This is a genomic window from Thermotoga sp. Cell2, assembly GCF_000789375.1.
In the GTDB taxonomy this organism is placed as follows: Bacteria; Thermotogota; Thermotogae; order Thermotogales; family Thermotogaceae; genus Thermotoga; species Thermotoga petrophila.
Genome location: NZ_CP003409.1, coordinates 1,274,159 through 1,296,968 on the forward strand (window position 1 = coordinate 1,274,159; position 22,810 = coordinate 1,296,968).

Annotated in this window: 28 protein-coding genes; 22 read left to right on the forward strand and 6 right to left on the reverse strand. The window is 47.3% G+C overall.

Annotated elements, in window-relative coordinates:
* Genes dapF through CELL2_RS06550 form a run of 10 tightly spaced genes read left to right on the forward strand, consistent with a single transcriptional unit; the run spans position 1 to position 8,483 of the window.
* On the forward strand, positions 1 to 711 hold the full coding sequence (dapF, locus tag CELL2_RS06505; RefSeq protein ID WP_011943765.1) for a diaminopimelate epimerase: 711 nt from the start codon (positions 1 to 3) through the stop codon (positions 709 to 711).
* Entirely contained in the window at positions 696 to 1,580 is an 885-nt protein-coding gene (dapA, locus tag CELL2_RS06510) for a 4-hydroxy-tetrahydrodipicolinate synthase (RefSeq protein WP_012896425.1), read from the forward strand. The genes dapF and dapA overlap by 16 nt, the downstream gene beginning before the upstream one ends.
* Positions 1,577 to 2,227 (forward strand): 4-hydroxy-tetrahydrodipicolinate reductase, encoded by a 651-nt coding sequence (gene dapB / locus CELL2_RS06515; RefSeq protein WP_012311108.1) that lies wholly within the window; start codon positions 1,577 to 1,579, stop codon positions 2,225 to 2,227. The genes dapA and dapB overlap by 4 nt, the downstream gene beginning before the upstream one ends.
* Before the next feature lies 1 nt (position 2,228).
* Complete coding sequence (gene dapD / locus CELL2_RS06520) at positions 2,229 to 2,930, forward strand: 2,3,4,5-tetrahydropyridine-2,6-dicarboxylate N-acetyltransferase (protein ID WP_004081875.1); 702 nt, start codon at positions 2,229 to 2,231, stop codon at positions 2,928 to 2,930.
* 15 nt (positions 2,931 to 2,945) lie between these two features.
* A complete protein-coding gene (locus CELL2_RS06525; protein WP_012311107.1) occupies positions 2,946 to 4,151 on the forward strand; it encodes an aspartate kinase in 1,206 nt (401 codons plus the stop codon).
* Between the two features lie 9 nt (positions 4,152 to 4,160).
* Positions 4,161 to 5,321 (forward strand): diaminopimelate decarboxylase, encoded by a 1,161-nt coding sequence (gene lysA, locus CELL2_RS06530; protein ID WP_012311106.1) that lies wholly within the window; start codon positions 4,161 to 4,163, stop codon positions 5,319 to 5,321.
* The gene (locus tag CELL2_RS06535) at positions 5,322 to 6,395 is read left to right on the forward strand and encodes a M20 family metallopeptidase (protein WP_012311105.1); all 1,074 of its coding nucleotides are present in this window, start codon (positions 5,322 to 5,324) and stop codon (positions 6,393 to 6,395) included.
* 14 nt (positions 6,396 to 6,409) lie between these two features.
* Positions 6,410 to 6,820, forward strand: a complete 411-nt coding sequence (locus CELL2_RS06540) for a Fur family transcriptional regulator (protein ID WP_012311104.1) — start codon at positions 6,410 to 6,412, stop codon at positions 6,818 to 6,820.
* Complete coding sequence (locus tag CELL2_RS06545; protein WP_012896430.1) at positions 6,817 to 7,209, forward strand: hypothetical protein; 393 nt, start codon at positions 6,817 to 6,819, stop codon at positions 7,207 to 7,209. Before CELL2_RS06540 ends, CELL2_RS06545 begins: the two co-directional genes overlap by 4 nt.
* Positions 7,206 to 8,483, forward strand: coding sequence for a nucleotidyltransferase (locus CELL2_RS06550; protein ID WP_038034559.1), 1,278 nt, complete (start codon positions 7,206 to 7,208; stop codon positions 8,481 to 8,483). The genes CELL2_RS06545 and CELL2_RS06550 overlap by 4 nt, the downstream gene beginning before the upstream one ends.
* Here the strand turns inward: CELL2_RS06550 and CELL2_RS06555 are convergent.
* Genes CELL2_RS06555 through CELL2_RS06580 form a run of 6 tightly spaced genes read right to left on the reverse strand, consistent with a single transcriptional unit; the run spans position 8,453 to position 14,405 of the window.
* The gene (locus CELL2_RS06555) at positions 8,453 to 9,748 is read right to left on the reverse strand and encodes a 16S rRNA (cytosine(967)-C(5))-methyltransferase (protein ID WP_038034557.1); all 1,296 of its coding nucleotides are present in this window, start codon (positions 9,746 to 9,748) and stop codon (positions 8,453 to 8,455) included. The genes CELL2_RS06550 and CELL2_RS06555 overlap by 31 nt on opposite strands.
* Positions 9,745 to 10,437 carry a zinc metallopeptidase gene (locus CELL2_RS06560; RefSeq protein ID WP_012311100.1) on the reverse strand — a complete coding sequence of 231 codons (693 nt, stop codon included), beginning with the start codon at positions 10,435 to 10,437 and terminating at the stop codon, positions 9,745 to 9,747. Before CELL2_RS06560 ends, CELL2_RS06555 begins: the two co-directional genes overlap by 4 nt.
* A 12-nt stretch (positions 10,438 to 10,449) precedes the next feature.
* Positions 10,450 to 11,670, reverse strand: a complete 1,221-nt coding sequence (locus CELL2_RS06565) for a DUF1015 domain-containing protein (protein WP_038034555.1) — start codon at positions 11,668 to 11,670, stop codon at positions 10,450 to 10,452.
* Entirely contained in the window at positions 11,625 to 12,077 is a 453-nt protein-coding gene (gene ybeY, locus CELL2_RS06570) for an rRNA maturation RNase YbeY (protein WP_012311098.1), read from the reverse strand. The genes CELL2_RS06565 and ybeY overlap by 46 nt, the downstream gene beginning before the upstream one ends.
* Positions 12,058 to 13,434 (reverse strand): HD family phosphohydrolase, encoded by a 1,377-nt coding sequence (locus CELL2_RS06575; RefSeq protein WP_012311097.1) that lies wholly within the window; start codon positions 13,432 to 13,434, stop codon positions 12,058 to 12,060. Before CELL2_RS06575 ends, ybeY begins: the two co-directional genes overlap by 20 nt.
* A complete protein-coding gene (locus CELL2_RS06580; protein WP_038034553.1) occupies positions 13,431 to 14,405 on the reverse strand; it encodes a PhoH family protein in 975 nt (324 codons plus the stop codon). Before CELL2_RS06580 ends, CELL2_RS06575 begins: the two co-directional genes overlap by 4 nt.
* A 46-nt stretch (positions 14,406 to 14,451) precedes the next feature.
* Here CELL2_RS06580 and CELL2_RS06585 point away from each other — a divergent pair, with 46 nt between their 5' ends.
* The 12 genes from CELL2_RS06585 to rplV all read left to right on the forward strand — a co-directional run bounded on the left by CELL2_RS06585 (position 14,452) and on the right by rplV (position 22,801).
* On the forward strand, positions 14,452 to 14,871 hold the full coding sequence (locus tag CELL2_RS06585) for a DUF1893 domain-containing protein (protein WP_038034550.1): 420 nt from the start codon (positions 14,452 to 14,454) through the stop codon (positions 14,869 to 14,871).
* A 121-nt stretch (positions 14,872 to 14,992) separates the two neighbouring features.
* Positions 14,993 to 15,376, forward strand: a complete 384-nt coding sequence (rpsL, locus tag CELL2_RS06590) for a 30S ribosomal protein S12 (RefSeq protein WP_004081846.1) — start codon at positions 14,993 to 14,995, stop codon at positions 15,374 to 15,376.
* Positions 15,377 to 15,387: 11 nt separating this feature from the next.
* Positions 15,388 to 15,855 (forward strand): 30S ribosomal protein S7, encoded by a 468-nt coding sequence (gene rpsG / locus CELL2_RS06595; RefSeq protein ID WP_011943782.1) that lies wholly within the window; start codon positions 15,388 to 15,390, stop codon positions 15,853 to 15,855.
* A 5-nt stretch (positions 15,856 to 15,860) separates the two neighbouring features.
* Positions 15,861 to 17,948 (forward strand): elongation factor G, encoded by a 2,088-nt coding sequence (gene fusA, locus CELL2_RS06600; protein WP_039446224.1) that lies wholly within the window; start codon positions 15,861 to 15,863, stop codon positions 17,946 to 17,948.
* Between the two features lie 11 nt (positions 17,949 to 17,959).
* The gene (gene tuf, locus CELL2_RS06605; RefSeq protein ID WP_011943784.1) at positions 17,960 to 19,162 is read left to right on the forward strand and encodes an elongation factor Tu; all 1,203 of its coding nucleotides are present in this window, start codon (positions 17,960 to 17,962) and stop codon (positions 19,160 to 19,162) included.
* Positions 19,163 to 19,212: 50 nt separating this feature from the next.
* The gene (gene rpsJ / locus CELL2_RS06610; protein WP_038034545.1) at positions 19,213 to 19,521 is read left to right on the forward strand and encodes a 30S ribosomal protein S10; all 309 of its coding nucleotides are present in this window, start codon (positions 19,213 to 19,215) and stop codon (positions 19,519 to 19,521) included.
* An 18-nt stretch (positions 19,522 to 19,539) separates the two neighbouring features.
* On the forward strand, positions 19,540 to 20,163 hold the full coding sequence (rplC, locus tag CELL2_RS06615; protein WP_039446225.1) for a 50S ribosomal protein L3: 624 nt from the start codon (positions 19,540 to 19,542) through the stop codon (positions 20,161 to 20,163).
* Positions 20,164 to 20,183: 20 nt separating this feature from the next.
* Positions 20,184 to 20,891 (forward strand): 50S ribosomal protein L4, encoded by a 708-nt coding sequence (gene rplD, locus CELL2_RS06620; protein WP_011943785.1) that lies wholly within the window; start codon positions 20,184 to 20,186, stop codon positions 20,889 to 20,891.
* Entirely contained in the window at positions 20,863 to 21,165 is a 303-nt protein-coding gene (gene rplW, locus CELL2_RS06625) for a 50S ribosomal protein L23 (RefSeq protein WP_011943786.1), read from the forward strand. Before rplD ends, rplW begins: the two co-directional genes overlap by 29 nt.
* A 13-nt stretch (positions 21,166 to 21,178) precedes the next feature.
* On the forward strand, positions 21,179 to 22,009 hold the full coding sequence (gene rplB, locus CELL2_RS06630) for a 50S ribosomal protein L2 (protein ID WP_008194995.1): 831 nt from the start codon (positions 21,179 to 21,181) through the stop codon (positions 22,007 to 22,009).
* 13 nt (positions 22,010 to 22,022) lie between these two features.
* Positions 22,023 to 22,310: a 30S ribosomal protein S19 gene (rpsS, locus tag CELL2_RS06635; RefSeq protein WP_008194997.1), complete on the forward strand. Its 288-nt coding sequence runs from the start codon at positions 22,023 to 22,025 to the stop codon at positions 22,308 to 22,310.
* 11 nt (positions 22,311 to 22,321) lie between these two features.
* Positions 22,322 to 22,801 (forward strand): 50S ribosomal protein L22, encoded by a 480-nt coding sequence (gene rplV / locus CELL2_RS06640; RefSeq protein WP_039446226.1) that lies wholly within the window; start codon positions 22,322 to 22,324, stop codon positions 22,799 to 22,801.
* The last annotated feature ends 9 nt before the right edge of the window (positions 22,802 to 22,810 follow it).

Sequence of the window (22,810 nt, forward strand, 5' to 3'; positions counted from 1 at the left end):
GTGTGCTATTCGGCCAATGGGAACACCTTCCTCATAGTTGACAACACGCAAAAGAGGATACCCGAAGAGAAAAAACCAGATTTTGTCAGGGAAAACGTGGGCGATCTGGATGGAGTCATATTCGTGGAGCTGGTCGATGGGAAATACTTCATGGACTACTACAACCGCGATGGGAGTATGGCGGCCTTCTGTGGGAACGGCGCAAGGGCCTTTTCTCAGTACCTCATAGACAGGGGCTGGATCAAAGAAAAAGAATTCACTTTCCTTTCCAGAGCTGGAGAAATAAAGGTAATCGTTGACGACAGTATCTGGGTGAGGATGCCGGGTGTTTCAGAAAAGAAAGAGATGAAGGTGGATGATTACGAAGGATATTTCGTCGTTGTGGGCGTTCCTCATTTCGTTATGGAAGTGAAAGGAATCGACGAACTGGATGTGGAAAAACTCGGAAGAGATCTCAGGTACAAAACAGGCGCGAACGTGGATTTCTACGAGGTACTTCCCGACCGCCTCAAGGTGAGAACATACGAAAGAGGAGTGGAAAGGGAAACAAAAGCCTGTGGAACGGGTGTTACGTCTGTTTTCGCCGTGTATCGAGATAAAACAGGGGCAAAAGAGGTGAAGATCCAGGTACCAGGAGGTACGCTCTTTCTGAAAGAAGAAAACGGAGAAATCTTTCTCAGGGGGGATGTGAAAAGATGTTCAGAGGAGTAGGAACTGCTATCGTTACACCATTCAAAAATGGTGAGCTTGATCTTGAGTCTTACGAGAGGCTTGTCAGGTATCAGCTCGAAAACGGCGTCAACGCGCTGATCGTCCTTGGAACGACAGGTGAATCACCAACCGTCAACGAAGACGAGAGAGAAAAGCTCGTTTCCAGAACTCTCGAGATCGTCGATGGGAAAATCCCTGTGATCGTGGGAGCGGGAACGAATTCCACCGAAAAAACGCTGAAACTCGTCAAGCAGGCGGAAAAACTCGGAGCAAACGGAGTTCTTGTGGTCACCCCGTATTACAACAAGCCCACACAGGAAGGACTCTATCAGCACTACAAGTACATCTCTGAGAGAACGGATCTCGGGATCGTTGTTTACAACGTGCCCGGAAGAACCGGTGTGAACGTTCTCCCGGAAACTGCTGCAAGGATCGCTGCGGACCTCAAGAACGTGGTGGGAATAAAAGAGGCGAACCCGGATATAGACCAGATAGACAGGACGGTATCACTGACAAAACAGGCAAGAAGCGATTTCATGGTGTGGTCCGGCAACGATGATAGAACGTTCTATCTCCTCTGCGCGGGTGGAGACGGCGTCATCTCTGTTGTGTCGAACGTGGCACCGAAACAGATGGTAGAACTCTGCGCAGAGTACTTCAGCGGAAACCTCGAAAAATCGAGGGAGGTTCACAGAAAACTCAGACCTCTCATGAAGGCGCTGTTTGCGGAAACGAATCCGATACCAGTTAAAGCCGCTTTGAATCTCATGGGATTCATCGAGAACGAGCTGAGACTACCGCTTGTACCTGCCAGTGAAAAGACGGTGGAACTTCTCAGAAACGTTCTCAAGGAGAGTGGATTGCTATGAAGTACGGAATAGTCGGTTATTCCGGAAGGATGGGCCAGGAGATCCAGAAGGTCTTCTCGGAGAAAGGGCATGAACTCGTTTTGAAGGTGGATGTGAACGGTGTCGAGGAGCTGGGTTCTCCAGATGTCGTGGTAGACTTTTCTTCACCTGAAGCGCTTCCGAAAACGGTGGAGCTGTGTAAAAAATACAGGGCTGGCCTCGTTCTGGGAACAACTGCCCTGAAAGAAGAACATCTCCAGATGTTGAGGGAGCTTTCGAAAGAAGTACCCGTTGTTCAGGCTTACAACTTCTCCATTGGCATAAACGTTCTGAAGAGGTTCCTCTCGGAACTCGTCAAAGTCCTCGAAGATTGGGATGTTGAGATCGTGGAGACGCACCACCGCTTCAAAAAGGACGCACCTTCCGGAACCGCGATTCTTCTGGAGAGCGCACTGGGAAAGAGTGTTCCCATTCACTCACTGAGAGTGGGTGGTGTTCCGGGAGATCACGTGGTCGTTTTTGGAAACATAGGTGAGACGATCGAGATAAAGCACAGGGCGATTTCGAGGACTGTTTTCGCCATAGGAGCCCTGAAAGCGGCGGAGTTTCTTGTGGGAAAAGATCCCGGTATGTACAGTTTCGAAGAAGTGATCTTTGGAGGTGAGTGAGTTGGACGCAAGAGAAATCATAGAAATGATAGCCAAAGCCAAAAAGAAAACTCCCATAGTCGCTTACATAAAAGGCGATTTAGCAGGCATAGATTTCTCCAGTTTCAAATTCTTCGGTGATGAAAGGTTCGGAATTCTCTTTGGAGAGTACGAAGACTTCAAAAAGCTTCTCGAAGAGCACAGAGAAAAAATAGAAGACTACCATCTCGAAGTAAAAGCGAGGAACTCCGCGCTTCCTCTGGCGGATCTCACGAAGTACAAAGCCAGAATAGAACCGGGTGCGATCATAAGGGACATGGTGGAAATAGGAGAAGGCGCTGTGATCATGATGGGAGCCGTTATAAACGTCGGTGCGGTGATCGGTGAAGGAACGATGATAGACATGAACGCGGTCGTTGGTGGAAGGGCGATCATAGGAAAGAAGTGCCACATAGGTGCCGGTGCGGTGATAGCGGGTGTTATAGAGCCTCCGAGCGCCAAACCCGTTGTCATAGAGGACGAAGTGCTTGTAGGGGCGAACGCAGTGATCCTTGAAGGGGTGACGGTTGGAAAGGGTGCGGTCGTCGCGGCCGGTGCGGTTGTAACGAAGGATGTTCCACCTTACACAGTCGTGGCTGGTGTTCCTGCGCGTGTGATAAAACAAATAGACGAGAAAACGAAGGAGAAAACAAAAATAGTTGATGAGCTCAGAAATCTCGAATGAATGGAGGTCTGGGAAATGAACGTGGTGGTTCAAAAATACGGAGGAAGCTCCGTTGCCACACCAGAGAGAATAAAGAACGTCGCACAGAGAATCAAGAAAAAAGTAGATGAAGGGTACAAAGTTGTGGTCGTTGTCTCTGCTATGGGAAAGACAACGGACAACCTCATAAAACTCGCAAAGGAGATCTCTCCAAGACCGGATTCGAGGGAACTCGATATGCTTCTTGCAACGGGAGAACAGGTTTCCGCTGCGCTCCTTTCGATGGCCCTGAAAGATTTCGGAGTAAAGGCCAAATCTTTGAACGCGTTCCAGGTGAAAATAAAAACCACTCCGCATCACACGAGCGCTCGTATCGTGGATATAGACGACAGTGTGATCCGAGAAAACCTGAAAGATTACGACGTTCTCGTCGTAACGGGCTTTCAGGGTGTGAACGAACACGGCGATCTGACCACACTCGGTAGGGGCGGTTCGGATACATCTGCCGTGGCGCTTGCAGCAAAACTCAGAGTGCCGTGTGAAATCTACAGCGATGTGGACGGGATATACACCTGCGATCCGCGTGTCCATCCGAGAGCCAAAAAGCTCGCTTACATCACCTACGACGAAGCTCTCGAGCTTACCGCTCTCGGTGCGAAAGTTCTTCACTCAAGATCCGTGGAAATAGCAAAGAAGTATGGAATACCCATCTATTGTGCATCTTCTTTCACCGAAGAGGAGGGAACCATGGTGGTAGAAAGACTTCCGGAGTGGCTGGAAGAACCCGTTGTAACAGGAGCGACAATTTCTCATGGTCAAATAAAAGTTTCCATATCTTTCCTTCCAAAGGATGTGAAGTACATCACGGCCATATTCGAGGAAGTTGGAAAAAGGGCCCTGAACGTGGACATGATCTCCCTCGTTCCTTCGAACGGAAAGGTTTTCCTCTCCTTCACGATTCTCGAAGACCACAAAGAAGATCTGGACGAAGCGCTCAAAGAGGCTCTCAGGGACGTGGAAGGGTGGAAATCCACCTACGAAGGAGGTTTTGCCAAACTCTCCATAGTTGGAGTGGGAATGAGAACAAGCCCAGGTGTGGCCGCCAGGTTCTTTGAAGCGCTGGAAAGGGCGGGAGTCACACCAGAGCTCGTCACAACGTCGGAGATAAAGATCTCCTGTCTTGTTCCTGAAGAGAAAGCTGAAAAGGCACTGAAATCGGTGATCGAAGAATTCGAACTGTGAGGTGAAGAAATGGACATCTTGAGGAAAGTGGCAGAGATTCATGGGACACCCACCTACGTGTACTTCGAGGAAACACTGCGAAAAAGGTCACGTCTTGTAAAAGAGGTCTTCGAGGGAGTGAATCTCCTTCCAACGTTTGCCGTGAAGGCGAACAACAATCCTGTTCTTTTGAGGATTCTAAGAGAAGAGGGTTTCGGCATGGACGTGGTGACAAAGGGGGAACTCCTCGCGGCTAAACTGGCAGGAGTTCCTTCCCGTTCCATTGTATGGAACGGCAACGGAAAGAGCAGGGATCAAATGGAATACTTTTTGAGAGAAGATGTGAGGATCATCAACGTGGATTCGTTCGAGGAGATGGAGATCTGGAAAGAATTAAACCCAGAGGGAGTAGAGTATTTCATCAGAGTGAATCCGGAAGTCGACGCGAAGACACACCCTCACATCTCCACCGGCTTGAAAAAGCACAAGTTCGGAATACCACTGGAAGATCTGGATTCGTTCATGGAAAGATTCGGCTCAATGAACATAAGGGGTCTCCATGTTCACATAGGATCCCAGATAACCCGGGTTGAACCCTTTGTGGAAGCCTTCAATAAAGTTGTTCGGGCTTCTGAAAGGTATGGATTCGAAGAGATCAACATCGGCGGCGGCTGGGGAATAAACTACAGCGGAGAGGAACTCGACCTGTCCAGCTACAGAGAAAAGGTTGTTCCTGCCTTGAAGAGATTCAAAAGAGTCATCATCGAAATAGGAAGGTACATCGTAGCACCTTCTGGGTATCTGCTCCTCAGAGTGGTGCTCGTCAAAAGAAGACATAACAAGGCGTTCGTCGTAGTCGATGGTGGGATGAATGCCCTCATAAGACCGGCGCTTTACTCTGCGTATCACAGGATCTTTGTGCTCGGAAAACAGGGTAAAGAGATGAGGGCAGATGTGGTTGGCCCACTGTGCGAGAGCGGTGACGTGATCGCGTACGACCGGGAGCTTCCAGAGGTCGAACCGGGTGACATCATCGCTGTGGAAAACGCGGGAGCTTACGGCTACACTATGTCGAACAACTACAACTCAACCACACGTCCAGCTGAGGTACTCGTCGGGGAAAACGGAAGAATTTCTCTGATAAGAAGAAGGGAAACGGAGATGGACATCTTCAAAGACGTGGTGATGTGAATGAACGAAATCGAGCTGAGGCACATTCTCCATATGAATCCGGAGCTTTCTTTCAAGGAATACAATACAAAAGAAACGCTCAGAAGAGCAGTGATTGAGATCGGATACGATAAGATCATAGAAGTGGCCGGAACAGGACTTGTGATAGAGAAGAAAGAAACGGAAGATCCGTACGTTGTTCTGAGAGCCGATATGGATGCTCTACCCATAAAAGAAGAAACGGGCTGGGAGTTTGCGTCGCGGAATGAGTATATGCACGCGTGCGGACACGACTTTCACATGAGCGCACTCTACGGTGCTATGAAGAGACTCAGGAACGTGAAAAAGAACTTTCTCTTTGTCTTTCAACCTGCCGAAGAGACGGGTGGTGGAGCGAAAAAAGTTGTGGACTTTCTCAGATATAGGTACGAAATAAAAGCCGCTGTTGGATTCCACGTGACTGACGAGTACGATGCTGGAACTGTGGCATCCCGACCCGGAGTGCTTTTTGCCTCTGCCACGGAATTCGATGTATACTTTAAAGGTGTCCCGGCACACGTGGCGTTCGCTGAGAAGGGAAAGGACGCTCTGAAGACAGCGGTTTCTTTTCTCGGCTGGCTCTACAACAAAAAATGGAACGCTCTTGTGGGGGTTGGCAAAATCTCGGGGGGACGGGCGAGGAACATCGTTCCAGATGAGATAAAATTGGAAGGAACGATAAGATCAGAAGCGCTGAGGATAACAGAAGAAGTGATATCCGACATGGTAAAACAACTTGGAGAACTGAAAGAAGAAACAGGGGTTGGTTTTGCTGTTGAAAGAGGCAGTGTCTATCCTGAAGTGAGGGTGAATCAAAACCTCTTTGAAACTCTAAGAGCAACCTGTCAGAGGTTAGGGTTTTCTTTCGTTGAATGCGATATGAAGTGGACCGGAGAGGACTTTGGATATTTCTCGCAGGTGTTTCCTTCTCTCTCATTCTGGTTTGGCGTGGGAGAAGGAGAACGTTTCGGGCTTCACCACCCGCGTTTTTTACCGAATGACAGGTATATACCCATGGCGGCGGATCTTTTGGCTGAGCTTGCTATGGTCATTTGAGGAGAGTGAATATTATGACCACAGATGAGATAATTGAACGCTTGAAATCGAAAAAGGTAAAACTCACGACTCAGAGGATGGAGATCATAAAATTCGTATCCGAGATGAAAGAAGGGCATTTTGAGGCAAAAGAGATTTTTGCCGTCCTTTCGAAGAAAATTCCTTCGCTTTCCATAGCTACTCTCTACAGTGTTCTTTATCTTTTGGTGGATCTTGGTGTTATTTATGCCTTCAGCGATGGTCAGAAAACGATCTTCGATTTCAATCCGGAGCCGCATGGGCACTTCATTTGCAGAGAGTGCGGAAAGATTGAAGACGTAGAAATAAGGGAGCTGAAACTTGGAGAGATAAAAGGCAAAAGAGAAAAAATCGAACTGGTGATAAAAGGTGTCTGTGAGGAGTGTTTGAAGAAGGTGAAAGATTGAGGTACCTTGCGCAACTTTTTTCTCTCCTTCTCGTGATCATAGGAATTCTGGGTCTGGTTGTCTGGGCAGGGTTGTACTTTCTGGCACCTTACATCGAGGGATTCGCAGGGATAAAACTCCCGGAAAATATTGCGAATGTTCTTCTGGCATGTTTTCTGCCAATACTCGGCTCAGGTGTTCTCCTCAACTTCTACACCTCTTCCGGGATCAAGTGGTTCGTTGTATTTGGTTTTGTTGTTCTTTCCGTCTCTTTTGTGAGCGAGATTTATGGACTGTACGTCCTCAGGGGGATTTTTTCAAAGATCGCTCTCGCTTATCTCATTTTTCTTCTCTTCACAATGGTCTCTCTTGCCTATTTCCTCACGATCATCAGGAGGGATGAAGACTGAAGGTTCTCGGCGTTGTCGTAGAGTACAATCCATTCCACAACGGACACCTCTATCATCTGACTTCGGCTAAAGAACTCTTGGAACCGGACTACACAATCGCTGTGATGAGCGGTAATTTCTGCCAGAGAGGCGAGCCAGCCGTTATAGATAAATTCGCACGGGCAGAGATCGCTCTCAGAATGGGGGTAGATGTTGTTCTGGAATTGCCCGTTGTTTTTGCCACGCAGGATGCCGGGGGTTTTGCTTTCGGTGCAGTGAGCGTGCTGGACGCAACGGGTGTTGTCACAGATGTGGTCTTTGGAAGTGAATCGAACGATATCGAATTTCTTCAAAGAGCGGCACGGATCCTTTACGAGCAACCCGATGAGTACCGGAAGTTTTTGCATGAAGAGTTGAAAAAAGGATACTCTTTTCCCAATGCCAGAAAGTACGCTCTGATGAGGTATTTCTCCATGAAGGGTTGGAATGAGGAAGAGGTATTGAAACTCGAAAAGTCGAACGATATCTTAGGGATGGAGTACATTCATTCCGCTCTGGAGATAGGCTCGAACATCAGATTCCACACAATAAAAAGGGTAGGAGCGGAAGAAAAAGATACCAGTTTCAGGGGGCGATTCTCCAGCGCAACGGCGATAAGAAATCTTATGAGGGAAAAAAGATGGGAAGAGGTGAGAGATTCTCTTCCAGAAGATTCTTTTGAAATTCTCATGAGGGAGATAAACGAAGGGCGGGGACCCGTTTTCCTCGAGAACATGGGAGATTTTCTCCTTTCGTTTTTCAGACTGAAAGACATGGATTTCTTCGAGAAGATCCACGGTTTTTCTGAGGGACTCGAAAAGAGATTTCACGTCTGTGCCAGACAAACAGGGTCTTACCGGGATTTTCTGGAGTGTGTAAAAGCCAAACGCTTCACCTTTTCTCGAATAAGAAGGCTCGCTCTCCTTTCGGTGTTCGAAGTGAACAAAGAATTCGTTGAAAAAAGCAACACAAAAGGGCCTCAGTACATCAGAATCCTCGGCTTCACAGAGAAGGGAAGAGAGATCCTTTCTCTCATGAGAAAGAAGGCAAAAATTCCGATCGTGACAAACATGTCTCTTTACAGGAAAGTACTGGAGAAAACAGACCTACCAGTTGATAAACAACTCTTTCTTGAACAGATCGATCTTGACGTGAAGGCGACGAACTTCTACTCGATGTTCTTCCCATCGGTGGAACAGCGCTGTGGGGAGCGAGACTTCTCCATTCATCCCATCTTTCTGAGAACGGAGATGTAGAAGGGAGTTATCGTCTCGTCTGGAAGCATCAGAAAGCCGTAACCATCCCAGATTCCTTCCACTTCGAATTCTTTCATCTTGTCTCTGATATCGATCACTTCTGCGTCTTTCTGTTCGTAGACGAATCTTTTCACCACTTCAGTGTTTTCTTCTTTTGTCACGGTACATGTGCTGTAGAGGAGAATTCCTCCCTTTTCCAGAAGCTGCCAGGCCTGCTGTACCATCCTCAGCTGAATCTCCGAGAACTTCTCGAAATCCTCTTTGTTCACTCTCCTCAGAACTTCCGGATGGTTTCTTGCCGTGCCCAGCGAGGTACAGGGAGCATCCACCAGGACCCTATCAAATGTATCCTGGACGTACTCTGTGAGTCGTTCCGCATCGGCGATCTTTGTCTCTATCGAAGAGAGTTTCAGACGTTTCGCGTGTTTTTCGACGAGCTGGATTTTCTCTCTGCTTATATCAACGGCCAGTATCTTCCCCTGATCCTTCATCAATTCGGCGATGGCGGTAGTCTTACCACCCGGTGCCGCGCAGGTATCCAGTACTCTCAGTCCGGGTCTCAGCTCCATGAAGAAAGGTACAAGCTGTGAAGACTCTCCCTGAACACTCGCGAGCCCATCGTTTATCACCCTGGAGTCGTTCATTGGAACGCCGAGTTTCCTCACAATCAGGGAAAACGGAGCGTGTTTTCCCGGGACTGCCTCCGTACCCTCTTCAGCAAGGATTTTGATGACTTCCTCCTTAGTGGCTGCGAGCGAATTCACACGGAGCATGACAGGGAGAGGTTCCTGATTCCACTTCATTATTCTCAGGACCGCTTCTTCGGGAAGAAATGATCTCCAGTAGTTCACGATCCACTCTGGATGTGAGTAGACGAGGTGAAGTTCTTTTGGTTCGGGGACGGTCCTCAATCTCCTCAGCACGGCGTTCACCAGTTTTTTGAAGTTTTCGTTCTTCACCAGTTTTACTGTTTCGCTGACTGCTGCGTAATCCGGAACACCGTCCATGAAGAGGAGCTGATAAGCCCCCATCCTCAACGCAACCCTGACAGCAGGTGGAACGTCCTTTTTCTTCAAAAGCTGGTTTATGTACCAGTCCAGAAGTTCTTCTTTCCTCACAACTCCCCACACGAGCTCTTTGAAAAATCTTCTGTCTCTGTCGTCCAAAAAAGAGAGGACGCTGTCCACGTCCTCTCTCGATATGAATTTTTCCTTCTCGTACTTCCTCAGAAGTCTGTAGGCGAGCAGTCTAACGTTCGTTCTCATCTTCTATCACCGAACAGACCAGCGATTACTATCATTCTGAGGAGCTGGAGGAACGCCATCAGTGAAGACGCGACGTAAGTGAGAGCAGCGGCACCGAGTACCTCTTTTACTCCCTTGAGCTCGTACTCCGGCATCAGCATCGTTGTTTCAAGGAGTTTCACGGCGCGCCTGCTGGCGTCGAACTCAACAGGAAGCGTGATGAGGGTAAAAAGCACCACCAGAGAGAACAGAAGAATTCCCAGTCTTATCAGAAACGGTGCCTGGAGGAAGAAACCAAGAATGAGAATAATCCAAGCAAGCTGAGAACCCGTGATGGCCGCTGGTACCATCAAATTCCTCAGTGCGAGCATCGGATATTTTTCTGCGTCTTGAAGAGCGTGCCCCACTTCGTGTGCCACAACTCCGAGTGAAGCGACGGAAACACCTTTGAAATTCTGTGGAGAGAGCCTGAGAACCTTCCGGTAGGGATCGTAATGGTCAGACAGAAAACCAGAAACGACCTCTATTTTCACGTTGTAGATTCCCGCGTTCTCAAGGAGTCTTTTTGCGAGTTCATATCCAGTGAGTCCAAGGGAGGACCTTACCTGTGAGTACTTGTTGTAAGCAGCCTGAACTCGCATCTGCGCCCAGAAAGCCAGAATAATACCGGGAATCAGTATGATGAACGTTGGGTCGAAAAAGAAGAACACCGTATCACCTCCTCATCCGAACATGTGCACCACCAGACCACTCAGAAGTTTTGGTTCAAACCATGTTGACTTCGGCGGCATGATCTTTCCTTCATCTGAGACTTTCATAAGCGTTTCTATGTTCACCGGATACATCGCGAAGGCCACATCGAACTCTCCCTTGTCCACCATTCTTTCCAGTTCGCACAGGCCCTTTATTCCACCAACGAAGTCTATTCTCTCATCTTCGCGAGGATTGGAAATACCGAAGATGGGTTCCAGAACCTCACGCTGAAGAATGTTCACATCGAGGCTCTCAACGATTTCCTCCGGCACTCTTTTTGGAATCAGGACGTACCATTTTCTGTTGCCCACGTACATGGTTATTTCGTGTTCTCTGGATGGTCTTGCAGGTACCTTGTAGGATCTGTACGTTTCGAATTTTTCCTGGAGTTTTTCGAGTAATTCCTCTGGCGTGAGTTGAGATTTCACCACTCTGTTGTAGTCGAATATTCTGAGCTGGTTGTGGGGGAACGCTGTGGCCATGAAGTAATTGTGAGGTCCTTTTCCTATCTTCTCGTCCAGTATGTCGCTGACCCTGGCTGCAGCCGCTGCCCTGTGGTGACCATCCGCTATGTAGAGTTCCTCCACTCTCTCAAAGAGCTTCTTTATTTCATTCACTTCGTTTTCATTCTTGACAACGAAAAACTCATGGATGACATCGAGATCATCGCGTATTCTATAGACAGGCTCCTGAGAATCAGCAATTTCGGAGAGTTTTCTATCGAATTCTTCAAAGGCTCTGTAGAAAAGAAAGACCTGTCCTGTGTGTGCACGTGTTTTCAGAATGTGTTGAACTCTTTCCTCTTCTTTCTTTTTTCGGGTAAGCTCGTGTTTCTTTATTCTACCCTTTTTGTACTCCTCCACAGGAAAGAGCGCTACTATTCCTGTTTGTGTGTGGTCGCCCATCCTCTGACGGTAAATGTAGAACGCTTCTTTTTCTTCTTGAATAAGGATGCCATCCTCTATGAACTTTTCAAGATTTATCCTGGCTTTCTCCATGTCTTCGGGTGTAGGATCCATCTCTATTTCGTGTGTTTCTGCTTCAACGCGAGTTACTCTGAGAAAGCTGAGTGGGTTTTTCTTTATCGTTTCTTTGGCTTCAAGAAAGGAAACCACATCGTAGGGTTTGGCCACGAATTTTTCGGCTATCTCTTCCCTGGGTCTGAATCCTCTGAAGGGTTTGATCTCCATTCACCCCATACCTCCTCAACGTATTTTTTCTGTTTTTCGAACATCTCTTTGGAGTTTCTGTCTTCGAACTCGTGATCGTATCCTGCAAGGTGAAGTATCCCGTGGATCACCACTTCCAGCAATTCCTTTTCGAAGGTGTTGTTGAACTCCCTCGCATTTTCTTCTACGATCAGAGGACAAACGTAAATTTCTCCATAGACGTCTTCTTCCATGAGGGGAAAGGTGAGCACGTCTGTGGGAAGATCCTGACCTCGAAACTGCTGGTTGAGCTCCTTAATTTCATCTTCACTCACAAGAATCACGTTTACATGTACGTCTCCTATCTCTTTCTTTACGATTTCTTCGAGTTTTTCTTTCAAATTTTCGAGAAGTTTCGATCCTTTACCTTCACCCAGTATTCTTATCATTTATCTTTACCACCTTCTGAATTTTTTCTTCCTCGGGGTATTCAATTCTGGAACTGAACAGGTTCACGAGAACCTGAAGGAACGCGTCGGAAATCTCTTCGAGCTCACTCAGAGTGATGCCTGACTCATCGAGTTGCCTCTCAAAGAATATGGAAGATATGACATCTTCGACACATTCCTTGATCTGAGAAACAGAGGGTGATTTCAAGCTTCTTGAAGCGGCTTCCACGGAGTCGGCGAGCATGATAATGGCTGCTTCTCTGAACTGTGGCTTGGGGCCCGGATAGCGGAATTCCTCTTCGGGAATGTCCTCAAACTGTTGTTTCGCCTTGTAGTAGAAATACTTCTGCGATCTTGTACCGTGATGCTGGGGAATTATGAATTCAACGAGGAGGGGGAGTCGGTATTTTCTTGCAAGTTCCACACCGTACTTCACGTGCTCGTTCAAAACGAGGTGGCTGAGAGAGGGGGTTATGTCTTCGTGGGGATTTTTACCGTCTCTAATGTTTTCAGTGAAGAAGTGAGGGCGTTTCATCTTCCCTATATCGTGATAGTAAGCTCCTATTCTTGCCAGAATGGGGTTTGCGCCTATTTTCTCCGCTGCAGTTTCTGCTAAGTTTGCGACGATCACACTGTGATAATAAGTTCCTGGAGCTTTAATGGAAAGCATCTTGAGCAACGGATGGTTCAGATTTCCAAACTCTACGAGCCCAAGATTCGAGTAAAGGCGACTTGTGTATTCCACGTAAGGCAGTATTCCAAGAACCAGAATACCTGAAAAGATCGGATTCAAAATAGCAGCTACCAGGTCGTACGGCGTGTACTCGATTTTCAGTCCAAACTTCATGAACAGAGATGTTCCCATAAGAGCAAGAGATGTGAGGGCAGAAGATTTCACCACATCCAGTCTTCTGTTCGCTTTGGAGAGAGTCACTGCCGCAACAAAGGTTGTTGAAATGAACGGCAGAAGAAGAAAGATATCGTAACTCCATCGATACAGAGCAAGCAAAGCCATCAAAAATCCACTTGTTATGGCTATTTCTGGGGAAAAGAACACGAGTTCTATGAGGGCAACCGGTATGTATACAGGTGTCACGAAAGGGCCTATCTCCGGGAAAGAAAATCCAATGAAAGAAGCTCCGAGCAGGATCAGAGCCAGATGAGTATAGGTGAACACTTCACTGAGCCAGTACTTTCTGTAATATCTGGTGCTCATCTCCACCAGAGCGAACCAGACAACGAGGGCGACCAGTGCCTCAAAGGTGAAATTCAAAGGTCGGATTCCTGTACGAACGTGCACCAGCATCAGAGAAAGAATCACTGTAATCGTTACCAGGAGGAAACGCTTTCGATTCATGGCTTCCTCGACCTTTCGTACTCTTCGTAGGCCTTTATGATCTTCTTCACGAGAGGATGCCTCACAACATCGCTTTCGTTCAGATACACGAATTCTATACCAGAGATTCCTTCTAAAATTTTCTGACACTCTATGAGACCGGACTTTTCTTTCTCGATATCCACCTGGGTGATGTCTCCCGTTATGACCGCCTTGGAATTGAATCCGAGTCTGGTGAGGAACATCTTCATCTGCTGGTATGTGGTGTTCTGGGCTTCGTCCAGAATGATAAAGGAGTTATTCAAAGTCCTTCCTCTCATGTAAGCGAGCGGTACGATCTCTATGATGCCTCTTTCACGGTAGCTGTTGAATTTGTCCGGGGATGTGATATCTATGATGGCGTCGTAAAGAGGTCTGAGATAAGGTTCCACTTTTTCAGACAGATCTCCCGGCAAGTATCCAAGCTTCTCTCCGGCTTCAACGGCTGGTCTTGTGAGGATGATTCTGTTCACCTTTCCCATTTTCAGATAGTCTAAAGCAACGGCCACTGCCAGGTACGTTTTTCCTGTACCGGCTGGACCTATCACGAACACCACGTCGTTCTTTTCGACTGCTTCCAGATACTTCTTCTGGCCGAGTGTCTTCGGCTTCACTTTCTTGCCGATGATCAATCCTCTGCTGTCGTTTGAGAACACTTCTTTCACACTTTCTGAGTTCGAAACTCTCTCCACGAGATACTCGAACTCAGTCCAGTCCAGAAGGTGACCGTCCCGTGTTATGGATATGATCTCATCGAGCACCCGATGGGCTGCATCGACACTTTTCTCATCCATGCCTTTTATAAGAATCTCACTGTCTCTCACCGCGAATTCCACGTTGAAGAGTTTTTTCAGATACCTCGCGCGCTTGTCGTACTGTCCGAATATCTCCAAAACGGCCACATCTTCTGGAATTCTTATTCTTCTAACTGCAACCGTGGGTTTCACCTCCACACTGGTATACTTTCTAAGGAAATTATACTACGAGGAGCGTGGTGAAATGGAGGAAACTCTTTTGAAGACAGCTTTGAAAATCTTTGAGGAGAAGAAGCTGAGTTTGCTGGTTTATAACGGTCGGACGATCTTCGAAAGCAAAGGCAGTGGTCTAAAACCAGTGATAGAACTCTACCGAAGCTTCGATAATCTGGAAGGAAGTCTGGTGATCGACAAGATGGTTGGAAAGGCTGCAGTTTCTTTTCTGTTGAAAATGAGACCCGACCACATCCACGCAAAAATTATAAGTGAGCCGGCTTTAAAATTACTGAATGGATACGGACAGTCTTTCAGCTACGATAAAAAGATACCTTTTGTCCTCGCAAGAAATGGCAAAAGTATGTGCCCATTCGAAAAACTGGTTCTGGAGATGGACAACCCGGAGGAAATCATAAGGATTGTTCTTTCAAAATTCACGTCACTTTAAATGAAGTTTTAAACTACTTATGATAAATTGATGAGAGGTGCTTGCTTTCTTTGTTGACAATATACAAATTGAAGAGTAAAATTAAACTTCGGCTTGGAGTAAAACGGAAGGGAGGATGAAGATGCCAACGATCAATCAATTAATCAGGTACGGCAGGAAACCGAAGAAGAAAAAGTCAAAAGCTCCTGCTCTTCAGGGAAACCCTCAAAAGAGGGGTGTGTGTATAAAAGTTTCTACGATGACACCGAAAAAACCGAACTCCGCTCTCAGAAAGATCGCAAGGGTGAGGCTTTCAAATGGAATAGAAGTCACTGCGTATATTCCTGGAATTGGTCACAACCTGCAGGAACACTCTGTTGTGCTCGTCAGAGGTGGTAGGGTCAAGGACCTACCTGGTGTCAGGTACAAGATCATCAGAGGGGCTCTGGACGCTGCAGGCGTCGAGGGAAGAAGACAGTCCAGAAGTAAGTACGGTGCGAAAAGACCCAAGGATCAGAAGAAGTGAGGTGACTGTGGGTGCGTAGAAGGAGAGCTGAAATAAGACAGGTACCACCTGATCCGGTGTACGGAGATGTGCTTGTTGCAAAGTTGATAAATAAAGTGATGTGGGATGGCAAAAAAACAACCGCTCAGAAGATCGTCTACGGTGCTTTCGATATCATCAGAGAAAAGACAAAGAAAGATCCTCTTGAAGTTTTCAGGCAGGCTGTAGAAAATGTGAAGCCTGTTCTTGAAGTAAGACCGCGAAGGGTTGGTGGTGCAACTTACCAGGTTCCCATCGAAGTTCAGGAACCGAGGAGGACCTCTCTTGCTCTCAGATGGATAGTTGAAGCTGCAAGAGCCAGAAAAGGAAGGCCAATGAAAGAGAAGCTGGCCGAGGAGATCATAGCAGCATACAACAACACAGGTACGGCCATTAAGAAGAAGGAAGACACTCACAGAATGGCGGAAGCCAACAGGGCATTTGCTCATTACAGGTGGTGATAAGTATGGAAAATGTGGAAGCGAGGTATGTTGACCTGGATAAGCTTAGAAATATCGGTATAATGGCCCATATCGACGCCGGAAAAACTACGACAACAGAGAGAATTCTCTATTACACGGGAAGGAAACACTTTTTGGGAGACGTCGATGAAGGAAACACAACCACTGACTGGATGCCTCAGGAAAAGGAAAGAGGCATTACGATACAGTCTGCTGCCACAACGTGTTTCTGGAAGGGCTATCGAATCAACATAATTGATACACCCGGACACGTTGACTTTACGGCCGAGGTTGAAAGGGCGCTCCGCGTTCTCGATGGAGCAATAGCTGTTTTCGATGCCACGGCGGGAGTCGAGCCTCAGTCAGAAACCGTCTGGAGACAGGCTGACAAGTACAATGTCCCGAGGATCGCTTTCATGAACAAGATGGACAAAGTGGGAGCAGATTTCTACATGGCCGTCGAAACTCTTGTAACAAAACTCAAAGCAAATCCCATTCCAGTACAGATGCCGATCGGTAGTGAGAAAGACTTCCAGGGTGTGATTGACCTCATAAAAATGAAGGCGATCTACTGGGTTAGCGAAGACGGATCGGTGTACGAGGAGAGAGAGATCCCAGAAGAACTCAGAGAAGAAGCGGAAATGAGAAGGGAAGAGATGCTTGAAAAAGTTGCAGAGCTGGACGAAGAAATTCTTGAAAAATACCTCGAAGGTGAAGAGATTTCCGAAGAAGAAATAAAGAGAATCTTGAGAAAAGCAACCATAGAAAACAGGGCAGTTCCCGTTCTCTGTGGAGCGGCGAAAGCCAACAAAGGAATACAACCGCTTCTGGACGCGGTGATAGACTATCTGCCGTCGCCCCTTGATCTTCCGCCGGTGAAGGGCTGGAGGGTTTCCGACGGAGAGATTGTCTACAGAAAACCCGATGAGAACGAACCTTTTACAGCTCTGGTCTTCAAAGTGCAGGTGGATCCATACATAGGAAAGCTCGTGTACTTCAGAGTGTACTCTGGAAGGCTGGAGAAAGGAAGTTACGTTTACAACTCCACAAAGGGCCAGAGGGAGAGAATATCGAGGATCGTCTTCATGCACGCAGACAAGAGAGAGGAAGTTGACTACGTCAGACCCGGTGATATAGCGGCAGGGGTCGGCCTCAAAGTTTCTCAGACTGGAGATACACTCTGCGACGAAAAAGAGCCTGTAATCCTCGAAAAGATCGACTTCCCAGAACCTGTTATTTCTCTTGCTATTGAACCGGCCACGAAAGCCGATGAGGAAAAACTCGTGAAGGCACTGCTTGCTCTCTCTGAAGAAGACCCCTCTCTTCAGGTGAGGGTTGACAAAGAAACGGGAGAAACCATCATTTCAGGAATGGGTGAACTCCATCTTGAAATAGTTGTGGACAGGTTGAAGAGAGAGTTCGGCGTCAACGTGAGAGTCGGACAGCCTCAGGTGGCTTACAGGGAAACCATCAAGAGGCCTGCTGAAGCCGAAGGAAAATACATTAGACAGACCGGTGGTAGAGGTCAGTACGGTCATGTGATTCTCAGAATAGAACCCATACCCGAAGAGGAAGGAAAGAACTTCGAATTCATTGACAAGACGGTCGGTGGTGTGATACCGAAGGAATTCATGCCCGCTATCGAAGCAGGTATCAAGGAGGCTATGATGTCTGGGCCTCTTGCGGGATATCCCGTTGTGAGAGTGAGAGCAGTTGTGCTTGACGGATCTTACCACGAAGTTGACTCCTCAGAAATGGCGTTCAAGATAGCTGCTTCGATGGCATTCAAAGAGGCCATGAAAAAAGCGCAACCGGTTCTTCTTGAACCTATCATGAAGCTTGAGATCACTACACCGGAGGAATACATGGGCAACATCATTTCCGATCTCAATTCCAGAAGGGCTAAGATTGAATCTCTCGAAACAAGAGGACATTTGAAAATCGTTGTAGCGAAGATCCCGCTTTCTGAAACTTTTGGATATGCCACAGTGTTGAGATCGCTCAGTCAGGGTAGAGCGAGCTACATCATGCAGTTCTCGCACTACCAGGAAGTTCCGGAGAAAATCGCCGAGAAAATCATCAAGGTTGTTTAAGGAGGGAGAACATGGCGAAGGAAAAATTTGTAAGAACAAAACCGCATGTTAACGTTGGAACGATTGGACATATCGACCACGGAAAGTCCACACTGACAGCCGCTATAACAAAGTACCTTTCTCTCAAGGGACTTGCCCAGTATGTTCCTTACGACCAGATCGACAAGGCTCCTGAGGAAAAGGCAAGAGGAATCACCATCAACATCACACACGTTGAGTATCAGACCGAAAAGAGGCACTACGCTCACATTGACTGTCCTGGTCACGCGGACTACATCAAGAACATGATCACCGGAGCGGCTCAGATGGACGGAGCCATCCTTGTTGTCGCTGCAACCGATGGTCCCATGCCTCAGACAAGGGAACACGTGCTTCTTGCAAGGCAGGTTGAGGTTCCCTACATGATCGTCTTCATAAACAAGACGGACATGGTTGACGATCCTGAACTCATCGACCTCGTCGAGATGGAAGTGAGAGACCTTCTGAGCCAGTACGGTTACCCTGGAGACGAAGTGCCAGTCATAAGAGGTTCTGCTCTGAAAGCCGTCGAAGCTCCTAACGATCCGAATCACGAAGCTTACAAACCTATCCAGGAGCTCCTCGACGCTATGGACAACTACATTCCTGAGCCTCAGAGAGAAGTTGATAAGCCGTTCCTCATGCCTATTGAGGACGTGTTCTCAATCACAGGAAGAGGAACGGTTGTTACAGGAAGGATCGAAAGAGGAAGAATCAAACCCGGTGATGAAGTTGAGATCATAGGTCTCAGCTACGAAATCAGGAAAACCGTTGTTACAAGCGTGGAAATGTTCAGAAAGGAACTCGATGAAGGAATCGCAGGAGACAACGTTGGATGTCTGCTCAGAGGAATCGACAAGGACGAAGTTGAGAGAGGACAGGTTCTCGCAGCTCCTGGAAGCATCAAACCACACAAGAGATTCAAGGCTCAGGTTTACGTCCTGAAGAAGGAAGAGGGAGGAAGACATACACCGTTCACAAAAGGTTACAAACCCCAGTTCTACATAAGAACCGCTGACGTTACAGGGGAAATCGTAGGACTTCCTGAAGGTGTCGAAATGGTTATGCCTGGAGACCACGTCGAAATGGAAATAGAACTCATCTACCCTGTCGCTATTGAAAAGGGACAGAGATTCGCTGTAAGAGAAGGTGGAAGAACAGTTGGAGCTGGTGTGGTCACAGAAGTCATCGAGTGAGGGGGACGCTTCCCCCTCCTTTTTGAGAAAAGAGGGAGGGTGCTTAGAATATGCCTGGACAGAAGATAAGGATAAAACTCAAAGCCTACGATCACGAGTTACTCGACGAATCGGCGAAAAAGATCGCTGAAGCCGCTAAATCCACGAATTCCAAAGTGTCCGGTCCCATTCCCTTGCCAACGGAGCGGACACTCTATTGTGTCCTGAGATCTCCCATGAAACACAAGGACTCCAGAGAACACTTTGAAAAGAGAGTACACAAAAGGCTAATAGATATCATAGACCCATCTCCAAAGACCATCGATGCTTTGATGAGGATAAACCTCCCAGCAGGTGTCGACGTTGAGATCAAACTGTAATCCCTGGAGGTGTCTTTGATGAAGATGATAATTGGAAGAAAAATCGGTATGACGAGAGTATTCGTTGGAAATGATTCCGTTCCCGTTACAGTCATAAAGGCGGGGCCCTGTGTGGTTGTCCAGAAAAAAACCGTTGAGAAAGACGGATACAACGCTGTGCAGCTTGGATTCGAGAAGGCTAAGAAGGTCAACAAACCTCTCGCAGGACACTTCAAAAAATTCGGTGTGGAACCGATGAAAATACTCAGAGAGTTCAGAGTAGAAAATCCCGACGAGTACGAACCCGGACAGGTAATAAAGGTTGACGTGTTTGAAAAAGGTGAGTACGTGGACGTTACTGGCTGGACAAAAGGAAGAGGATTCGCTGGTGCGATGAAAAGATGGGGATTCAGCGGTGGACCGAAGAGCCACGGTTCCAAATTCCATAGAGAACTCGGTTCTGTTGGTCAGCACACGGAACCTGCCAAGATATGGAAAGGTAAGAAAATGCCCGGAAGATATGGAAACGAGAGGGCAACTGTCAGAAATCTTCAAGTTGTGGATATCGATCCTGAAAACGACCTTTTAGTGGTCAAAGGTGGAGTCCCTGGAGCGAGGGGCGGGCTCGTTTTGATCAGGAGCGCCAAGGCCCCGAAAAAGTAACAGTGGAGGAGGAATAAAAGATGGCTCAGGTGGATCTGTTGAATGTGAAGGGAGAAAAAGTAGGGACCCTGGAAATCAGTGATTTCGTTTTCAACATCGATCCCAACTACGACGTGATGTGGAGATACGTGGATATGCAGCTCTCCAACAGGAGAGCTGGAACTGCCTCTACGAAAACAAGAGGAGAAGTCTCCGGTGGTGGCAGAAAACCCTGGCCGCAGAAACACACCGGAAGAGCAAGACACGGTTCCATAAGATCCCCCATCTGGAGGCATGGAGGAATTGCACACGGACCTAAACCGAGAGACTGGAGCAAAAAGCTCAACAAGAAAATGAAGAAGCTCGCTCTGCGATCTGCTCTCTCTGTGAAGTACAGAGAAAACAAACTCTTCGTACTCGATGATCTGAAACTCGAAAGGCCGAAGACGAAATTTCTGAAGGAAATCCTCCAGAACCTTCAGCTTTCCGACAAGAAAACACTGATCGTCCTTCCATGGAAAGATGAAGGATACATGAATGTGAAACTCTCTGGAAAGAACCTTCCCAACGTGAAGGTAATAATTGCGGACAATCCGAACAACAGCAAAAATGGTGAGAAGGCAGTAAGAATAGATGGACTCAATGTTTTTGACATGCTCAAGTACGATTACCTTGTGCTCACCCAGGACATGGTTTCCAAGATAGAGGAGGTGCTCGGAAATGAAGCAGGAAAAGCTCTCACTGAATGATGTTCTAATCAGACCCATCATCACAGAAAAGGCTCTTATCCTCCGCGAACAGAGGAAATACGTATTCGAGGTCAATCCACTTGCAAACAAGAACCTGGTAAAAGAGGCTGTTGAAAAGCTCTTCAATGTCAAAGTAGAAAAGGTGAACATTCTCAACATGAAGCCCAAGCCGAAAAGAAGGGGTATCTTTGAAGGAAAGACCCGCAGCTGGAAAAAGGCTGTTGTAACTTTGAAGGAAGGTTACACAATCAAAGAACTGGAAGGCGAACACTGAGAGGGGTGAAGTCATGGGACTCAAAAGATTCAAACCGGTTACCCCGGGAAGGCGTTTTATGGTTATCTCCGATTTTTCGGATATCACAAAGACAGAACCTGAAAAGTCGTTGCTCGCACCTCTCAAGAAAACAGGTGGAAGGAATCATCACGGAAGAGTTACTGTAAGGCACAGAGGTGGCGGGCACAAGAGAAGATACAGAATAATAGATTTCAAGAGATACGACAAAGCTGGAATTCCTGCGAAAGTGCTGGCCATTGAATACGATCCCAACAGATCAGCCAGAATAGCGCTTCTCCTTTACGCTGATGGAGAGAAAAGATATATTCTGGCACCCAAAGGTGTGAACGTGGGAGACACTCTCATGAGCGGACCCGATGCGGAAATAAGGCCAGGAAACGCACTTCCTCTTGAGAAGATACCCGTCGGTACCCTTGTCCACAACGTGGAGTTCACACCGGGCAAGGGTGGTCAGATCGCAAGAGCAGCTGGTACATACTGTCAGATCATGGCGAAGGAAGGGAATTACGCTCTGCTCAGAATGCCTTCTGGAGAACTGAGAAAGGTACACATCAAATGCTACGCCACCGTCGGTGTTGTGGGCAACGAAGATCACAAGAACGAAGTCCACGGAAAGGCTGGAAGAGTGAGATGGCTCGGTAGAAGACCGCATGTCAGAGGAGTTGCCATGAATCCGGTGGATCACCCGCACGGTGGTGGTGAAGGAAGAGGTAAAGGTCACCATCCAACGAGTCCATGGGGCCTGCCAACCAAGGGCTACAAGACGAGACGTGGAAAGAGACCTTCTGACAAATTCATCGTCAGGAGAAGGAATGAAGCGTAAGGAGGTGAATTGAATGGGTCGTTCCAGTAAGAAAGGACCCTATGTAGATAAAAAATTACTCGAAAAGATCAGAAAACTCAACGAAACTGGTGAAAAGAAAGTTATCAAAACATGGAGCAGAGCCTCTATGATCATTCCTGAAATGGTAGGGCACACGATCGCAGTTTACAATGGTATGAAACACATACCGGTGTACATTACTGAAAACATGATCGGACACAGACTTGGAGAATTTGCACCAACCAGAAGGTTTGGAGGTCATGCCGACAAAAAAGCGAAAAAAGGTGAATTGAAGAAGTGAGGAGGGAAAGAATGAAGCTCCAGGTACCCAGAAGCAGTTTGAAGCGTTCAATTTTTCATAAAAAGAGAAAAGAGCTCCCGTCTTCTCTTCCGAAGATTGAAGCTAAGGCTGTGGCAAGATACATAAGGATCTCTCCAAGAAAAGCCAGAGCCATAGCAAACACAATAAGAGGGAAATCCGTCGAAGAAGCTTTCCAGATTCTTGCTTTTTCACCGAAGAAGGCCGCAAGAATAATGGAAAAGGTATTGAAGTCGGCTGTCGCGAATGCCGAAAATAACTTTGGGTTGAGTGTCGAGAATCTTTACGTTTCTGAGTGCTACGTTAACGACGGTCCAAGGATGAAAAGAATCTGGCCCAGAGGAAGAGGAAGGGCGGATATCATTCAGAAAAGAATGTCCCACATCACAATTGTGGTGAGGGATCGGAGTAAAGAAGATGAATACAGGAAAGCTCTTGAAGAATTAGAAAAGAAGATATCATCCGAAGAGTGAGGTGATACG

Excerpts from the sequence above, each read along its gene's own strand:
- rpsJ (WP_038034545.1), top strand. The coding sequence starts at position 19,213 with ATGCCTGGACAGAAGATAAGGATAAAACTCAAAGCCTACGATCACGAG.
- CELL2_RS06565 (WP_038034555.1), bottom strand. The coding sequence starts at position 11,670 with ATGGAGATCAAACCCTTCAGAGGATTCAGACCCAGGGAAGAGATAGCC.
- tuf (WP_011943784.1), top strand. The coding sequence starts at position 17,960 with ATGGCGAAGGAAAAATTTGTAAGAACAAAACCGCATGTTAACGTTGGA.
- fusA (WP_039446224.1), top strand. The coding sequence starts at position 15,861 with ATGGAAAATGTGGAAGCGAGGTATGTTGACCTGGATAAGCTTAGAAAT.
- dapA (WP_012896425.1), top strand. The coding sequence starts at position 696 with ATGTTCAGAGGAGTAGGAACTGCTATCGTTACACCATTCAAAAATGGT.
- CELL2_RS06555 (WP_038034557.1), bottom strand. The coding sequence starts at position 9,748 with ATGAGAACGAACGTTAGACTGCTCGCCTACAGACTTCTGAGGAAGTAC.
- lysA (WP_012311106.1), top strand. The coding sequence starts at position 4,161 with ATGGACATCTTGAGGAAAGTGGCAGAGATTCATGGGACACCCACCTAC.
- dapB (WP_012311108.1), top strand. The coding sequence starts at position 1,577 with ATGAAGTACGGAATAGTCGGTTATTCCGGAAGGATGGGCCAGGAGATC.
- rplW (WP_011943786.1), top strand. The coding sequence starts at position 20,863 with ATGAAGCAGGAAAAGCTCTCACTGAATGATGTTCTAATCAGACCCATC.
- rplV (WP_039446226.1), top strand. The coding sequence starts at position 22,322 with ATGAAGCTCCAGGTACCCAGAAGCAGTTTGAAGCGTTCAATTTTTCAT.
- ybeY (WP_012311098.1), bottom strand. The coding sequence starts at position 12,077 with ATGATAAGAATACTGGGTGAAGGTAAAGGATCGAAACTTCTCGAAAAT.
- CELL2_RS06585 (WP_038034550.1), top strand. The coding sequence starts at position 14,452 with ATGGAGGAAACTCTTTTGAAGACAGCTTTGAAAATCTTTGAGGAGAAG.
- CELL2_RS06575 (WP_012311097.1), bottom strand. The coding sequence starts at position 13,434 with ATGAATCGAAAGCGTTTCCTCCTGGTAACGATTACAGTGATTCTTTCT.
- rpsL (WP_004081846.1), top strand. The coding sequence starts at position 14,993 with ATGCCAACGATCAATCAATTAATCAGGTACGGCAGGAAACCGAAGAAG.
- rplD (WP_011943785.1), top strand. The coding sequence starts at position 20,184 with ATGGCTCAGGTGGATCTGTTGAATGTGAAGGGAGAAAAAGTAGGGACC.
- rpsS (WP_008194997.1), top strand. The coding sequence starts at position 22,023 with ATGGGTCGTTCCAGTAAGAAAGGACCCTATGTAGATAAAAAATTACTC.
- CELL2_RS06535 (WP_012311105.1), top strand. The coding sequence starts at position 5,322 with ATGAACGAAATCGAGCTGAGGCACATTCTCCATATGAATCCGGAGCTT.
- CELL2_RS06540 (WP_012311104.1), top strand. The coding sequence starts at position 6,410 with ATGACCACAGATGAGATAATTGAACGCTTGAAATCGAAAAAGGTAAAA.
- rplC (WP_039446225.1), top strand. The coding sequence starts at position 19,540 with ATGAAGATGATAATTGGAAGAAAAATCGGTATGACGAGAGTATTCGTT.
- rplB (WP_008194995.1), top strand. The coding sequence starts at position 21,179 with ATGGGACTCAAAAGATTCAAACCGGTTACCCCGGGAAGGCGTTTTATG.
- CELL2_RS06525 (WP_012311107.1), top strand. The coding sequence starts at position 2,946 with ATGAACGTGGTGGTTCAAAAATACGGAGGAAGCTCCGTTGCCACACCA.